General features: G+C 29.2%; 13 protein-coding genes and 1 other annotated feature. Of the genes, 10 read left to right on the top strand and 3 right to left on the bottom strand.

Going from position 1 to position 16,013, the window contains the following annotated elements:
- Positions 1-16: 16 nt before the first annotated feature.
- The 4 genes from F3K33_RS13440 to F3K33_RS13425 all read left to right on the top strand — a co-directional run bounded on the left by F3K33_RS13440 (position 17) and on the right by F3K33_RS13425 (position 4,571).
- Positions 17-1,423 (top strand): DUF5050 domain-containing protein, encoded by a 1,407-nt coding sequence (locus F3K33_RS13440; RefSeq protein WP_039771045.1) that lies wholly within the window; start codon positions 17-19, stop codon positions 1,421-1,423.
- Between the two features lie 408 nt (positions 1,424-1,831).
- Positions 1,832-2,917 (top strand): DUF871 domain-containing protein, encoded by a 1,086-nt coding sequence (locus F3K33_RS13435; RefSeq protein WP_039771043.1) that lies wholly within the window; start codon positions 1,832-1,834, stop codon positions 2,915-2,917.
- A gap of 223 nt (positions 2,918-3,140) precedes the next feature.
- Positions 3,141-3,926 (top strand): pseudouridine synthase, encoded by a 786-nt coding sequence (locus F3K33_RS13430; protein ID WP_039771041.1) that lies wholly within the window; start codon positions 3,141-3,143, stop codon positions 3,924-3,926.
- A gap of 306 nt (positions 3,927-4,232) precedes the next feature.
- On the top strand, positions 4,233-4,571 hold the full coding sequence (locus F3K33_RS13425) for a DUF2500 domain-containing protein (RefSeq protein ID WP_023975593.1): 339 nt from the start codon (positions 4,233-4,235) through the stop codon (positions 4,569-4,571).
- Between the two features lie 2 nt (positions 4,572-4,573).
- On the opposite strand, the gene F3K33_RS13420 is transcribed toward F3K33_RS13425, so the two are convergent.
- Entirely contained in the window at positions 4,574-5,365 is a 792-nt protein-coding gene (locus tag F3K33_RS13420; protein ID WP_039771039.1) for an AraC family transcriptional regulator, read from the bottom strand.
- Positions 5,366-5,620: 255 nt separating this feature from the next.
- Here F3K33_RS13420 and F3K33_RS13415 point away from each other — a divergent pair, with 255 nt between their 5' ends.
- The 6 genes from F3K33_RS13415 to F3K33_RS26390 all read left to right on the top strand — a co-directional run bounded on the left by F3K33_RS13415 (position 5,621) and on the right by F3K33_RS26390 (position 12,980).
- On the top strand, positions 5,621-7,015 hold the full coding sequence (locus tag F3K33_RS13415) for an MATE family efflux transporter (protein WP_039771037.1): 1,395 nt from the start codon (positions 5,621-5,623) through the stop codon (positions 7,013-7,015).
- Positions 7,016-7,722: 707 nt separating this feature from the next.
- Positions 7,723-9,357, top strand: a complete 1,635-nt coding sequence (locus tag F3K33_RS13410; protein WP_039771035.1) for a tetratricopeptide repeat protein — start codon at positions 7,723-7,725, stop codon at positions 9,355-9,357.
- A gap of 358 nt (positions 9,358-9,715) precedes the next feature.
- Positions 9,716-10,432, top strand: coding sequence for a CoA transferase subunit A (locus tag F3K33_RS13405; RefSeq protein ID WP_039771033.1), 717 nt, complete (start codon positions 9,716-9,718; stop codon positions 10,430-10,432).
- A gap of 11 nt (positions 10,433-10,443) precedes the next feature.
- Positions 10,444-11,097 carry a 3-oxoacid CoA-transferase subunit B gene (locus tag F3K33_RS13400; RefSeq protein ID WP_023975588.1) on the top strand — a complete coding sequence of 218 codons (654 nt, stop codon included), beginning with the start codon at positions 10,444-10,446 and terminating at the stop codon, positions 11,095-11,097.
- 499 nt (positions 11,098-11,596) lie between these two features.
- Positions 11,597-12,313: a ferric reductase-like transmembrane domain-containing protein gene (locus F3K33_RS13395; RefSeq protein ID WP_039771031.1), complete on the top strand. Its 717-nt coding sequence runs from the start codon at positions 11,597-11,599 to the stop codon at positions 12,311-12,313.
- 517 nt (positions 12,314-12,830) lie between these two features.
- Complete coding sequence (locus tag F3K33_RS26390; RefSeq protein WP_012058857.1) at positions 12,831-12,980, top strand: hypothetical protein; 150 nt, start codon at positions 12,831-12,833, stop codon at positions 12,978-12,980.
- A gap of 228 nt (positions 12,981-13,208) precedes the next feature.
- Here F3K33_RS26390 and ilvN read toward each other — a convergent pair whose 3' ends face one another.
- Entirely contained in the window at positions 13,209-13,514 is a 306-nt protein-coding gene (gene ilvN, locus F3K33_RS13390; protein ID WP_023975586.1) for an acetolactate synthase small subunit, read from the bottom strand.
- A complete protein-coding gene (gene ilvB, locus F3K33_RS13385) occupies positions 13,507-15,189 on the bottom strand; it encodes a biosynthetic-type acetolactate synthase large subunit (protein WP_023975585.1) in 1,683 nt (560 codons plus the stop codon). Before ilvB ends, ilvN begins: the two co-directional genes overlap by 8 nt.
- A gap of 145 nt (positions 15,190-15,334) precedes the next feature.
- Positions 15,335-15,594, bottom strand: a binding site (T-box leader).
- Positions 15,595-16,013 lie beyond the last annotated feature (419 nt).

Here is a 16,013-nt window from a genome sequence, read left to right as displayed (position 1 = left end):
AGGGGTGGATGTATAGATGTCAAAAAAAGTTATTAATAGATTATTCTCAGTCATTACTATTACATTATTGATTTTTATGACATGTAGTACAAGTGCAAAAGCTGATACAACTGAAACTGATTTTTCACATACGGATTTTGGTACCGTTTCAGGTTTATCAGTTGAGAAGCAAAATCCATATGTCGAATATGCAGGAGTTGATCATTATCCAGTGTTAAGTGGTGACACTATCAAGATAAATATGAGTTCCAAGTATGATGGAGATTATTCTGACTACAGCAATTATGATCCAGTGCAGTATAGAGTATTTATAGCAAAGGGTGAAAATGAAGATTACACAGAATTAACCAATGGATATTCAAATGCAATATCTGCATATAATGAATTTACAATAGAAGATAATAATGCATTAGCTGAAGGTAAATATAAAGTTATGATTTTTGTAAAAAAGTCTTCATCTAATGGAACAAATCAAAATTCGTATGGAGCTTATGATAAAATATATAATTTTAATTTTACTTGCTACAATAGCTCAGATGCACCTAAAAATGACGATTCAAAAACTTCTAATTCATCAGGCAATATTGTAAATGATGGAATGGCTGTAGAAGATAATGATTATATATATTATATAAATAGGGTAGGAGATGTCTATGGAGCAGCTCCTGATTATTTGTATAAAGTAAGGAAAAATGATCCGCCTAGAAAGGATATATGTGATTTAAGTTACAATACACAATTAATTCCAAATAGAGTGTGGAATCTTAATCTTGTAGACAACTGGATTTACTATAGCAATTGGAAAGATGCTTTTCATCACAGTATAAATAAAGTTAAAACAGATGGAACAGAGGATACGTGCATAGCAAATGAAGCGGTAGTAAATATGTTTGTAGAAGGAAATTGGATATATTATGTTAAAAGAACTAATTCACATTCAATTGATCTAAATAATATATGCAAAATATCTTTAGATGGCAGTTGTAGAATTAGACTTAATTCCTCTGCTACAGAAGACATGACTGCAAGCAATGGCTGGATATATTACACTAATATATCTGATGGATATAAAATCTACAGAATGAGATTAGATGGAAGTGAGAATACAAAAGTATGTGATGATGAAACTTTATTTATGACTGTTTATGGAGATACCGTTTTTTATAGCAACAAATCAGATAGTGATAAGTTATATAAAGTAAATGGAGATGGAACAGGAAAAGCTAAGTTATCTAATGACAAAGCTACTTTTATAAATGCAAGCAAAGATTATGTCTATTATGTGAATTATTCAGATAATGAAAATCTTTATAAAATTCCAGTTGGAAGAGGAAGATCTGAAAAGATCACAAAAGAATATGGAACTAATATAACAATTTTAGACGATAAAATATTTTTTAACGGTATGTTTTATGATAAATAAATCATATCAATTAAATAGAGAAACACTATAGTTAAAATACTTGTTAGTGAAAAGCTATAATAAAATATAGATAAACAAATCAAGAATTAGACTTATTAGATGAACATATTTGCAAATTTTCTAAAACTTTGAGTTCATATCTTTACTAGAAATCATAAATATATTTGTGAAGAAAACATTTGAAAATGAGCTGTTAAAGGTTCTTAGCTGTAGGTTGTTCCAATTTAGCTTGTCAAACTGAAAGTTGGAGCATGCTAAATTGGATACAACCTGCCGCTTAGAAACTTCAGCGATATTTTCATAGCTTTTCGGAACAAAATATTTATGGTTTCGGTAAGTTATCACATAAGTTCAGTTCAAAGTTGCTTTATCTATATAATAAAAATTATAATTAAGGGAGATTTTTTAATGAGAAGGCTAGGAATATCAGTTTATCCTATGCACAGTAGTGCAAGAGAAATAGAAGATTATATAAAATTGGCATATAAATATAACTTTAAAAGAATTTTTACATGCCTTTTATCATTTGATGGAAGTAAAGAAGTAATAATCAATAATTTCAAGAAAATAATACAATGTGCAAATGAAAATGATATGGAAGTAATAGCAGATATAAGTCCTAAAGTATTCGATGAACTTGGAATTGATTATAAGAATCTAGATTTCTTCAATGAGCTAGGACTTTATGGTATAAGACTTGATCTTGGATTTACTGGCTTAGAAGAATCTATTATGTCCTTTACAAGTAAGAAATTAAAAATAGAATTAAACATGAGCAATGGGACAAAATATATAGATAATATATTCTCTTATATGCCAAATGAAGATAACATATTAGGCTGTCATAATTTCTATCCACACAGATATACAGGATTGAGCTATGAACATTTTATAAAAACCAGTAAGCAGTTCAAATCGTTAGGAATTAGAACAGCAGCATTTATTTCATCTCACAGTGCAGATCGTGGTCCATGGCCTGTAAACGAGGGATTATGCACTCTTGAAATTCATAGAGAGCTTCCAATAACAGTTCAAGCAAAACATTTATGGACATCTGACTTAATAGATGATGTAATTATTGCAAATGCCTTTGCTAGTGAAGAAGAATTAAAAGCATTAAGTGAAATAGATCCTTATGTTTTGACATTAAATTGTGAGATAAATAAAAATGCACCTGAATTAGAGAAGAAAATAGTTCTTGAAGAATTTCATTTTAACAGAGGAGATGTATCTGATTATTTAATAAGATCAACTCAAAGCAGAGTTAAATATAAAGACCACAATTTTGAAGTATTTAATACTCCAGATATAAGAAGAGGAGATGTTATTATAGAAAGTTCATTATATGGACATTATGCAGGAGAAATGCAGATAGCTAAAAAGCCTATGAAAAACTCTGGCAAATCAAATGTAATAGGAAGAATCGCAGAGGAAGAACTGTTTTTGATTGATACAATAGCTCCATGGCAGAAATTTAAATTAGTAAATAATTAATGAAAAAGATGTTATAATCTATATAGATCAAATTGAAATAAAAGATTTATATGTTTTAAAAAGTTTATTATATTGAGATTTACTTTAAACTATGGATATCCAAATTAATAATTATATTTGCAGAATACAATTTATGATCAGATTTATTAAATAACAAGTTGAAATTAGGGACAAGTCAATTTAATTTTTTAGATTTTTTACATAGGAAGAGATGTGACGATATATGAGATTAGATAAATTTCTAGCAGAATCAGCTGTTGGAAGCAAAAAAAGTGTCAGAAATTACATTAAAGAAGGTAGGGTAAAGGTAAATAAAGAGATAGTTACAGAGCCTGCAATGGAAATTGATGAAAACTGTGATGTCATTGAGTATCTTAATGAGATAGTCAACTATGCTGGAAAATTATATTACATGTTTAACAAACCAGCAGGTTGTATTACTGCAAAAACTGATGAGATTCATAAGACCGTATTTGATTTTTTAGGCGAAGCTGGCACGAAAGGAATATTTCATGTTGGAAGGTTAGACAAGGATACAGAAGGATTATTGTTATTTACAAATGATGGAGAATTTGAACATAAGGTCATGTATCCAGAAAAACATGTTGAAAAAACTTATTTCTTTTGGGCATTAGGTTCTTTAAGCGAAGAAGATAAGAAACAATTAGAGCAGGGAACTTATATTGGACAAGGCAAAATATTAACTAAGCCAGCAAGAATAGAAGTAGATAAGTTTGGCATATATGAAGATCTTAAACATGAAATGGCCACCAATAATGTGAACAATATAAACTCAAATCATCATACGCAGCCAGTCGTTTCTGGATATCTTACTATTTCAGAAGGACGCAAGCATCAAGTAAAGCGTATGTTAAAGTCCGTAGGCTGCTACGTTGTATATTTAAAGAGAATTTCAATTGGTGGACTAGCTTTAGACAAATCACTAGAGAAAGGCCAGTATAGGTCTTTGACAGAGTTAGAAATTCAAAAGGTGTTAGGAAATTTATAAAGTAGCTGATAATTAATAAGCTAAGATTTTTTGCATTTAAAAAAATCTTAGCTTTAATTTTTAAGAAAATATGTATTATAAATAGAAGTTTAATTCATTAAAATTTATTTCGAAAATTTCTTAAATATTGACTTTATTTTAGCATAAATAACGCTTAATAGGTTAATTAATGTAAATTTATGATATAATGGGTATAAATTTGATAAGTATTAAATAAATAAGTTATCAAAATCAAGTTAAAATAAATGAAATGTAGAATTTAAGCTAAAGTAATAGAGTTTTAGAAAGATAGGAAGTGGGTTAATCATGATTGGATTTCAGCTAATATTTTTTGTTTTCGTAGCTTTTATAATTTTTATAAACATCAGTAAATATATTAAAAATGAAAACTCACCAATTATATCCACTAAGGCAAAATTAATTAAGAAGAAAAGAGAAACGTGTACAAATACAGACAGCAATGGAGTTATGACAACTACTGAAAAGTTAATTTTAGAATTTGAGTTAGACACTGGGAGTGAAATTAAATTTACAGTTGGAAGACGTGTCTTCAAGAATGTTCCAGAACATGAATGGGGAACATTAACTTTTCAAGGAACACGCTTTTTAAAGTTTAACTCACCAAATGGAGTTGTTGAAAAATAGCATCATATACCTGTTCTAAATTTTGTAGGAGTAAGAGCAGTTAGTTCTTTGAAAATTCTATTAAAATTTCGCTGACTTTCAAAGCCACATTCTAAAGCTATAACGGTAACTGGAAGTTCTGTTTCGCTAAGGAGTTTTTGAGCTTTATTTATTCTCAATCTATTTATGTAATCATTAAATTGGTAGCCAATCTTATTTGAAAAAATTCTTGAGAGATAAAATTTGCTGAAACCTAAATCTTTCGCTATACTATCTAGTGAAATTTTCTCATGGTAATGAATCTCAATATATTTAAGTAGATTTTGCATTGTACTGTTATAAAAAGTGCTGCTTTTTTTAAATGTAAAATGCGAATCAAGTTTTCCAAGTATGGTGTATAAAAGCCCTTTAATAACGTATTTGTTATTAGAGCTTGTATATTCGTCATGGAGCATATATAGAAGAGAACTTATCCCATCATCGACAATATTTTTTGACATAAATGGATTCTCCAGTGTTTTGTCCATTCGTATACCAAAGAAGCTACGTGTAAGATCTGGTGAGAAAATAAATAGAATAATTTTTGAAAATCCGTCACTATTAAAAGTATGAATATCATTAGGGAAACATATAGAAACTTCACCAGCTTTAAGGCAGCATGGAGTATCGTTTATTGTAACTTCTATAGATCCTTCAATAACATAAGCTATTTCTACATATGGATGTAAATGTGGAGGAAAACTGAAATTTTCTAATATTTTTGAACTAAAAAAGTTTTGATCACCTGATTTATTTGCTTCAAAAAAAGGATACATATAAGACCTCCAAATATTTAATATATATAATTAGTATGTAGATAGTTCAATGGTATTACAAGATATTGATAGAAATATAATCCTTACAAAATTCTAAGAAGACCGATTGTAAAATAATATACACTTAAATTAAATTTAACATAAAAAATATAACATGCACTGCAATATATGTCTATATTGGGTTAATATATTGCCAGCTTAATTTGTTAAATCCATGTAATATTGAAGTAAACAAAAGAAGGAGAGTTTCAAATTATGTCTGTAAAATATGTACATGATATGACTGAAGGTAATGAAGTTTCCCATATTATAAAATTCACTTGGCCAATGCTTATAGGCAATGTATTTCAGCAGTTTTATAACTTGATTGATTCAATAGTTGTAGGAAAGTTTGTTGGTGCTAATGCTTTAGCAGCAGTAGGTGCTTGTGGATCTCTAAGTTTTCTTTTTTTCTCTGTATGCTTGGGATTGTCTGTTGGTATAGGTATAATTATTTCTCAATATTTTGGAGCTAAGAAGGAAGAACAGGTAAAGAGAGCCATTGCCAATTCAACTTATGTGATTGGCGCATCTGGTGTTGTTATGAGTATATTAGGAGTTGTTTTTGCACGCCAAGTTTTACAGCTTTTGAATACACCACCTGAAATCTTAAATGATTCTGTAGCTTTTTTGAGAATAGCATCAGGAGGAATGATAGCTGTAGCTGCCTATAATGCTATAGCTGCCATACTTAGAGCATTAGGTGACTCAAGTACACCTTTAGTTTTTTTGATTATTTCTTGTGCAATTAATGTGGTCTTAGATTTAATTTTCGTACTAAAATTTGGACTTGGTGTATCAGGTACTGCCTATGCTACTGTTATTTCTCAGGCATGTGCAGCAATTGGATGTCTGTTTTTTGCCTTGATCAAGAATCCATATTTTAAATTAAAGAAAGAACACTGGAAAATAAGTGAATCAATCATAACTAAATGTATAAGGATTGGAGTACCTGTAGCAGCTCAGAATTCACTGATTGCTGTTTCATTAGTAGCGCTTCAGAGTGTAGTAAATGGATTTGGAGAGACAGCTGTTGCAGCATTTACAGCTACTAGTAGAGTAGAACAGCTAATACAGCAGCCGTTCAATTCATTAGGGGCAGCTATGTCTACATTTGCAGGTCAAAATATGGGAGCTAATAAACTTGATAGGGTAAAAAAAGGATATCACAAAAGCATTTTAATAGTAGCTGGATTTAGCCTTTTAGCATTTATTGCAGCTCAATTTGGCGGTCAGGCTATAATGGAAGTGTTTGTTAAAGATGAATCAGTAATAAATCTTGGAGATAAAGCAATAAGAATTACAAGTTGTGCATACTTTCCTCTTGGAATGATTTACGTTACAAGAGGTGTACTCAATGGTACAGGGGATGCATTTTATGCTATGGTTAACGGTTTTGTTGAAGTGGCTGGAAGAGTTGGATTTTCAAGCGGACTAGCTATGATTCCTTTTCTAGGAGTTTGGAGTGTATGGGTAACTAGTGGACTAACTTGGACTATTACGGCTATAGCAAGCGTAATACGTTACAGACAAGGTAAGTGGCAAGATAAATCCATAGTTAAACCAGTTGAAAAAACTATAGAGTACAAAAAGTGTGCCGAGGGTAAGTAAATGAACATTAGATAAAGTTCTGTAAGAAAAAGAAGAACAAGTTAAAATAATTTTAGGGCAAATATTGACTACAAAAAGGCTGCGTTTTACGTAGCCTTTTTATTTGGATATTTACGCTTTGTCTGTGCTATACAGTTAAATATCCCAACTAGAAATAAGAATTATGATTTTTGGGGGCCAGTATCTTGAATAAAACTTTTATATAGATAAATAATTTAAGAATTTGATTTATTAGATGAACATATTTACAAAGTTACTAAAACATTAAGTTCATATTTTCATGCTTTTCAGAACAAAATGTTTATGATTTCAGTAAGTTATCGCATAAATCTAGCTTTATAGATAACACAATTATAAACTATGAAATATTCTCCGACTAGAAATGAGTAATATACTTTTGTGGAATGTTTTATTGGTAATTTTGATGGATGTGATTCTTTGGCTATAAGTTGTTCCAAATGTGCTAGTTCAAAGCTTGTTCTTTGAGGCTAGCACTTTGGGTGCAACTTTATAGCCTTAGAATCACCCATTGAAATTACCTAGAAACTGGAACAAAAGTATATTACTCATTTCGGTTAGGTATACTCATAAGTATAGCTTATAGTTAGTTTATCTATATACATAAACTAATTAGAATAGTATAATCATTCTGTTAATGATATTTTAGTAAAAGTAATTTTTAACTTTACTTTTAGGGAGGAATTGTTTTGTCAGAAAAAAATAAAAAATATAATATCACTAAGGCTTCAAATTCGAAAGTTAACGAGAGTTCTGGAGCTGTAGTTGAAGCTGGAAAGCCTTTATCACAGTCAATGTTATGGAAATTGCAGACAGAATTTTTTGCAAACCAAGGTCCAGAGGCTTGGATTAAAGGTATTGTACCACAATATATAACAACCAATCCGTATATCGCAAATCAATACGCTAAAACTGTCTTTGGATATTTGCGAGACTATGTTGGAAGAGAAGATGTAGATAAAAATACTGTTATATATATTATGGAGCTTGCAGCAGGAGTTGGACGATTTACTTATACGTTTCTAAAAAGATTTTTACATATGATTGAAAATTCTTCGTTAAAAGATATAAAGTTTAAATACATAGTAACGGATTTTGCTGAAAGAAATATTGAATATTGGCAGAATCATAGCTTTTTAAGTCCTTATTTCGAAGCTGGAATACTTGATTGTGCAACTTTTGATATATCTAAGGATGATGAAATTAAACTTAGACATAGTGGTGAAGTATTATCAAAAGGGAAAATGAAGAATCCTTTAATTTTATTTGCTAATTATACTTTTGACAGTCTTCCACAAGACACTTTTTATGTTAATAACGGAGAGATTTATGAAGGAGTAATAACAATAACTTCTCCAGACGAAAAAGGAGATCCTAATGATAAATCAATTCTTGCAGGATTAGATTATTATTATACAGATAAAAAAATTGATGGGAATAGTTATTACGAAGATAAGAATTTAAATGATGTTTTGATGCATTACAAAAATTCTTTAGAGGACACAGCATTCTATATGCCTATAATTGGATTAAGATGTATTTCAAGATTAAGAAAGTTGTTTAATGATGACGTGATTTTAATATCTGCTGATAAAGGTTATAAGAATGAAGAAAGCATGGATAAAAATTATCATCCATTTTTATCAAAGCATGGATGTATTTCTATGACGGTAAATTTTCATGCTATAGAGTTATATTTTAAAGAACTCGGCGGAAAAGCAATACATAGTATATATGAACACGAAAACATAAATGTGTCTCTATTTATGGTAAGTAATAGTGATAATGATTTTATTGAAACTTCAATGGCTTACAATGAAATTATAGAAAGTGTAGGTCCAGATGATTTCTATATAATGAAAAAAGCAATTATGCCTTTGAGTAACTCTTTGACCACTAAGGAACTTTTGACTTTTCTAAGATTTACAGTATGGGATTCAAGAACTTTGCTTGAGTTATACAATATTTTAATTGAAAGAATAGAAAATGAAGAAAACTTCCCTAAAGATGAACTTGCTGATGCTATCAATAAAGTTTGGAAATACTATTTCCCTATTGGTGAAGAAGGCGACTTAGGATATTATTTTGGTTCTATATTAGGTTATCTTGGCTATGATAATGATGCACTAAAGCTTCTAGAATCTTCACTAGAGTTTTATGGTGAATGCCCAGAAACAAATTACGAAATTGCACTTTGTTATTATAATTTACAGCAAATTGATAAAGCCTTAGAGTATACAGAGAAATCTATTGGATTAGATTCGGATTTTGAACAGGGTAAAAACTTAAAAAATATAATTGAAGATATATTAAGCGATAACTAAAATTTTAATTAAAATAAAAACAGATGTGAATTAGGGAAAATTATTCTAATTCACATCTATTTTTTTACTCAAGAGCTCAGTGAAATTCAAATCAATTATTTTATTTAATAAACTTATAACTCATTATGTCATATAAATTGAAAATGGTAATTCTTATATACTTCCATATGTTACAAAATAATTTATAAAAACTTATTAGACGTTATGCTTTCGATTTTTGGATTTAATTGGAATATAAATTCATAAATAATAATATTATTATAACAGTTAAATTTCTAAAAGGGATAATTGGTCTTAAATAATAATTTTTCTTTTATAATCGATAGCATATTATAAAAATCTGGAGGTGTATAGAGAAATGACAAAGATTAAGACAGTACAGGAAGCAGTAAAAAATATTAAAGATGGCATGAAGATAATGACAGCAGGTTTTTTAGGAGTGGGTGCTCCATTAAAGATGATAGAGGAGCTAGCGAATACAAATATTAAAGATCTTACACTTATTCAAGCTGTATCAGCTCAACCAGGAGAGACTCATGATGTTGGTAAGCTGATAGCAAATAAACAAATAAAAAAATTTGTAGGTGCACATATTGGGACTTGCCCTGAAGCACAAGAACAATATAATGCAGGCACATTAGAAGTAGAATTTATACCTATGGGAACCATAGTTGAATGTATACGAGCTGGTGGTGCTGGACTTGGCGCAGTTATAACACCAACTGGACTTGGCACAGAAATTGAGAAGGGAAGAGATAAACTTATTGTAGATGGAAAGGAATATTTAGTATTTCCAGCTATAAAAGCAGACGTTGCATTAATTAAAGGCTGTAAGGCTGATAAGTTCGGAAATATTTTATATAGAGGAACAACAAAAGGAACAAATACAAGTATGGCACTTGCTGCTGATTTAGTTATAGCCGAAGTGGATGAAATCGTTGATGTGGGTGAAATCCCTCCAGATAGTATTGGAACACCGGGTATATTAGTAGATATAATAGTTCAAGGTGATTCCTTTGAAGATAGAAAAAAATATTTTGAAGATTTATGGATAAGAACTAATAAAATGAGATAGGGGTAAAAATGATGAATGGTAAAGAGATAATTGCAAGAAGAATCGCAAAAGAATTTAAAGAAGGAATGGTTGCTAATTTAGGATTCGGTATACCTAATATGGCTGCTAATTATTTACCAAAAGGAATGGAAATAACACTACAGTGTGAAAATGGCGCATTGAAGTTTGGCGCAACTCCAAAGATAGGAGAATCTGACCCAGATCTAGCTAATTCAGGTGGATCTCCAATCACTTTACTACCAGGATCATCAACCTTTGATATGGATTTATCTTTTGCAATAATAAGAGGTGGACATGTTGACATAACTGCATTGGGCGCTTTAGAGGTAGATCAAGAAGGAAATATTGCAAATTGGAAAATACCTGGTATTTTTTCGCCTGGTATGGGAGGCGCAATGGATCTTTTAGTGGGAGCTAAATATGTAATAGCTGCATTAAGCCATAATGATAAAAAAGAGAACTCAAAAGTATTAAAAAAATGTACATTGCCTTTATCGGCTGCCAAATGTGTCAATCTAATAATTACAGATAAAGCGGTTATGAAAGTTACAGATAAAGGATTAGTTCTAATAGAAGTAGCACCAGGTTTAACTGTTGATGAAGTGTTGAAAACAACGGATGCCGATTTGATAATAGATGATAATGTTAAGGAAATGGAAATATAAATATGAAGTAAAAGTTGTCCCTATCTTTGTTTGCTATGAGATTCCTTTCGTGCATTTAGAGATGGTCTGTTAATCAGTTACTAGAATTTTATAATTATCTATAAAGACGGTTTTGCAGACTTACCAACAAAACCAGGTCTAGGACTTATTATTGAAGAGAATAAAGTAAGAGAAGTTAATATGAAAGGTCTTAACTAATCTAATCCAAATTAGAGAAATTATGATGGAACAAAAGCTGAATGGTAGAATAATATAAACTATATAGGAAATAAGATTAAGGGATAACTATAATAATTATGGTTATCTCTTTTTCAATGTAATATTGACCAACATATACCAATATTAAAGCAATATACAAGAAAAGTGATTATAATTCCATTCTACTTTATTTCCTGGCCATTAGATAAAATAAAGATTTCTAAATCTTGACGTAATAGGCATGATAAAATATAATTGTTAGTGATATTCATTATCGATAATAATTATAAGGAGTAGAAATATGATCTTTATTTGCACATTAATTCTAGTAACGATTTTATCATTACTTTTAACATCATCTATTAAGAAAAATTATTATCTTTATTATTCGCTAGCAACGGGTATTGCGATAATCACATCATTTTATGAAATACTACGAATAACATCTAACGCAAAGCTTGAAGGGGTTATTCTAACCCTTGAAAAAACTTCAATAAGAGGATTGATATCAGTATCCTTTTTTATATTAGTAATGTATGCAGGAGCTTTAAATCAAAAATGGACAATAACCAAGAAATTACGCAGCATTAGAGCAGAATTAGCTATTATAGGTGCAATCATGCTGTTACCCCATGGAATAGTATATTTTATTCGTTTTATAATACTCAAGCTTCCTAGAATCATTAATGAAGGTTCGCTTCCTGTATTATACTTAAGCTATATAGCAGTTGGACTCATTGGATTTATTATAATGATACCATTATTTATAACCTCATTTAAGAAAATAAGGCGTAAAATGCAAGGAAAGCAATGGAAGAGGCTTCAAAGATGGGCATATTTGTTTTACTTTTTAACATATTTTCATATTTTACTTATACTTTTAAATGAAAAGGAAATAGATTGGGTAAGGTTAATCAGCTACACCATAGTTTTTATTAACTATATGGCTTTAAAGTTATTAAAAAATAAAGAAATCAATATAGCAAAATCATTTAAATTAAGTAAAATGAACAACTAATATTTAATATAAAATTTATGAAGTTAAAATATCAATTTCTCGCTAATCGAGTTTGTGATATTTTCTTATCATATTTAGAAAACAGCAACAAACATGAGAGTATTCAATTTAATTATATAATCAATTATTTATCTTTATTGCAATAATTTTAATGTTTTATAGAATGATTAAATAAATGTTTCTTATATATTAGTTTATAACTTACTTATTTTCGAACAAACACTTTATATGAATAAATATGTAGAAAAATAAGTGATATAAAATTGAAGTTATTTTCACATAAAGACAATAATTTACAAGAAAATAAGTTATAATGTCAAATGAGAAAATACAATAGGCTATTTAGTTTATCTCTATTTCGAGCTAACTTAGCTTTTAACTTTTTGTAATATTATATTAAGGAATTATTAACATAATCTAAAGATAATAAACAGAGATTTATAGTAACATATAAACATGAAAAAGCTGTACTAAGAGATTTAGAAATAAAACAATATTAAGGCGGTGATTTTATTTTATGAAAGATGTAAATGTAGATACAATCAAAGAAACAATAAAATATCTTCCTGAAGATGAGCAAGAGATAATATTACATTTGACAGAAATATTTGAAGGCGAAGAAGAAAATATTAATGAATATGTTAAAAATGAATTAATAGGTGAATAAATTAAATATTAGTAGCTATTTTTATTTTTGGGTGTATGTATTTATTAGGTTCATTTAATTAAAATAGAAATAGAAGAACTAAACTAGATAATTACAAACTTTCTTATAGAGCGGTTCATTTAATGAGGATAATAAACAGTAGAAATATTGTTTATTATCCTTATTTTTGTTTCTGCATTAAAACTAAGTTTTATTTATTATTCTAAGCTTAAGTTATAGAATCAAATGTCAAATATCCTCTTGTTTAAGTTTTAGTACTTTGTTTAAGTTTTCAAATACAGACTGATCATAATCTTGGTGTACTGAAACTTCAAGAACATCATAGAGTTTTTCCAATTGCTTTATTATTTGATCAAGTACAGAATCATTTTTAACAAGTAAATACATTTTACTTGTAGAGCCATCACCTATTTGTGCACATAAAATTCCTTCTAAATTAAATGCACGTCTTGCAAAAAGTCCAGTTATGTGGCTCATAACACCAGAATGATTTCTAACATGTAGCTCTATAAGATAAAAATTAGTATTAATCATTTAAATTTTCACCACCAATCATATCTATATTTGATTTACCAGGAGGAACCATAGGAAGTACATTTTCAGTTTCCTCAATAGGTATATTTATTACACAGGGTCCATCTACAGTTAATAATTCTTTTAATTTTTCTAAAGGTTTTTCCTCATTACCTAAATCACAAGATTGTATTCCAAAGCCTTCTGCTATTATTTTGAAGTTAGGATTTGATATAAATTTTGATGCTATATAATGTTCATTATAAAATAATTGTTGCTGCTGACGTACTAGGCCTAAATGATGATTATTTAAAATAATTACTTTTATATTCAAATTAAAGTCAGCAAGGGTAGCTAGTTCCTGAATATTCATTAAAATAGATCCATCACCACAGAAAGAGATTATAGTCTTATCTTTATTGGCCAATGCAGCACCTATGGCTACTGGAAGTCCAAATCCCATAGTTCCAAGACCACTAGAAGTTAGTAGAGCCTTTGGTAATTTAAAAGGGTATCTTTGAGCTACCCACATTTGATGCTGCCCAACATCAGTAGTAATAACTGCATCACTAGGAACTATGTTTCCTACAAAAGGAATTATATTAGCTGGATGTAGTATGTTTTTATAAGAAGGGAGTGGATATTTAGATTTAAAGCATTTAACTCTTTCCCTCCAAGTGTTTCGACTTTTACTTTCAATATGTGGAAGTATATCTTCTAAGAAGTCATCAACATTTGCAATCATAGATAAACTACTAGTTTTAACTTTATTTATTTCAGAAGGATCAATATCGATATGAATTATGGAAGCGTTAGGACAAAACTTTTCTATATTACCTGTTGCTCTATCATCAAACCTTACTCCTAGGGCCAAAATTAAGTCAGCTTCGTTTAGAAGATAATTTGTATATGGTGCACCATGCATTCCAAGCATTCCAATACTCAATTCATCATCACAAGGAAAAGAACCAAGTCCCATAAGACTTAAAGAAACTGGTATATTATTTTTCTTTGCAATTTTATATAAGTTAGATGAAGCATTTGAATTCACTACACCTCCACCTGCATAAATTATAGGCTTCTTTGAATCATTGATTAATTCAGCTATGCAATAAAGCGTAGAGCTTTTTATTTGCTCTTTTTTAGGCAAATTTTCAGATGCAATTTCAGAAGGAAAGTCTTCTAAGTCTATAAATTCATTCTGAATATTCTTAGGAATATCAATAAGTACTGGCCCAGGTCTTCCTTCTAAAGCTATTTTGAAAGCTTCTTTTATAACTGTAAAAAGTTCATGTATGTTCCTAATTAAGAAATTGTGCTTAGTAATTGGAATTGTTAATCCATAAGCATCAACTTCTTGAAAAGCATCAGTACCTATTGCTGATAGAGGAACCTGGCCTGTTATAGCAACAAGAGGAATTGAATCAAGTTTAGCATCTGCAATGGCAGTTAGAAGATTAGTTACTCCTGGGCCAGAAGTTGCAAAGCATACTCCAACTTTATTTGTACTTCTTGAAATGCCTTGTGCAATAAATCCAGCGCCTTGTTCGTGACGTGCTAATATATGTTTGATTTTTTTGCTTTTGTATAAAGCATCATAAAGTGGGAGATTGAATCCTCCTGGAATGCCTGATATATATTCTACTCCTTCGTTCTCTAATAATTTAATAACTATTTCAGCACCATTATATTTCAAAGAAATCACTCCTTACATAAATATCTTAGAATATTTCATTAACGTTTATTGATTAGATAAAAAGTTCGATTTTACTATTTTTTAATATTTGATATAAGAATAAATATTATTTTTGTGTAAAAAAAAACTCCCAATCCTATAAATAATATAGGACGAAGAGATAATCACCGCGGTACCACCTAATTTTGTATAATCAAATACACACTTATTAATAATACGGGTTAAATAACCGATATTATTGTCCTTTTAACGGTGGACAATCCGTTTAATTCTACTCTCTAACAATTAAGATTTCGATTAAAAACTCCAAGGCTACATTCCATATATACATCATGAGAATTTCCAGCAAATATTCTCTCTCTTTATTTCAATAATATATGTACTCTTCCTTTTCACAGTTTTTAAATTATATAGGTTTATATAAATTATAGTCAAAATATATAAGCTTTGTCAATAATTTTTTGAAAATTCTGCAAAATCATAAATTAAGAAAATAGTAATCAAGAAATTGATGTAAATAGAAATAAAAAAAACAAAATAGTATATCGTTTACATACGAATTGTGCTATAATAAATATATAATCAGATCCATATTAAAGGGGGAATAATTATGCTAGGAATAGTAATTTTTGTTTGTGCTTTATTGATTGGTTGTAATGCTTTTTATAATACAGAAGATAATGAAGAAAGATATGAAATCTCAAGTCAAAATCTAAAAAAAAATAAGTGAATCATTAATATATACAGTAATTATTTGAAACAAGATATGTTACTTTTAGACTATCTATAATTATAATAGGTAGTCTTTTTTTGTTTAAATTCAA

Source organism: Clostridium beijerinckii, from assembly GCF_008705175.1.
Taxonomy (GTDB): domain Bacteria; phylum Bacillota; class Clostridia; order Clostridiales; family Clostridiaceae; genus Clostridium; species Clostridium beijerinckii.
Note: the sequence above shows the minus strand (reverse complement) of the source record. Positions and strands in the feature narration are given on the sequence as shown.

What these genes read in the sequence shown, in the direction of transcription:
- F3K33_RS13440 (WP_039771045.1), top strand. Translation starts at nt 17, where the DNA reads ATGTCAAAAAAAGTTATTAATAGATTATTCTCAGTCATTACTATTACA.
- F3K33_RS13435 (WP_039771043.1), top strand. Translation starts at nt 1,832, where the DNA reads ATGAGAAGGCTAGGAATATCAGTTTATCCTATGCACAGTAGTGCAAGA.
- F3K33_RS13430 (WP_039771041.1), top strand. Translation starts at nt 3,141, where the DNA reads ATGAGATTAGATAAATTTCTAGCAGAATCAGCTGTTGGAAGCAAAAAA.
- F3K33_RS13425 (WP_023975593.1), top strand. Translation starts at nt 4,233, where the DNA reads ATGATTGGATTTCAGCTAATATTTTTTGTTTTCGTAGCTTTTATAATT.
- F3K33_RS13420 (WP_039771039.1), bottom strand. Translation starts at nt 5,365, where the DNA reads ATGTATCCTTTTTTTGAAGCAAATAAATCAGGTGATCAAAACTTTTTT.
- F3K33_RS13415 (WP_039771037.1), top strand. Translation starts at nt 5,621, where the DNA reads ATGTCTGTAAAATATGTACATGATATGACTGAAGGTAATGAAGTTTCC.
- F3K33_RS13405 (WP_039771033.1), top strand. Translation starts at nt 9,716, where the DNA reads ATGACAAAGATTAAGACAGTACAGGAAGCAGTAAAAAATATTAAAGAT.
- F3K33_RS13400 (WP_023975588.1), top strand. Translation starts at nt 10,444, where the DNA reads ATGAATGGTAAAGAGATAATTGCAAGAAGAATCGCAAAAGAATTTAAA.
- F3K33_RS13395 (WP_039771031.1), top strand. Translation starts at nt 11,597, where the DNA reads ATGATCTTTATTTGCACATTAATTCTAGTAACGATTTTATCATTACTT.
- F3K33_RS26390 (WP_012058857.1), top strand. Translation starts at nt 12,831, where the DNA reads ATGAAAGATGTAAATGTAGATACAATCAAAGAAACAATAAAATATCTT.
- ilvN (WP_023975586.1), bottom strand. Translation starts at nt 13,514, where the DNA reads ATGATTAATACTAATTTTTATCTTATAGAGCTACATGTTAGAAATCAT.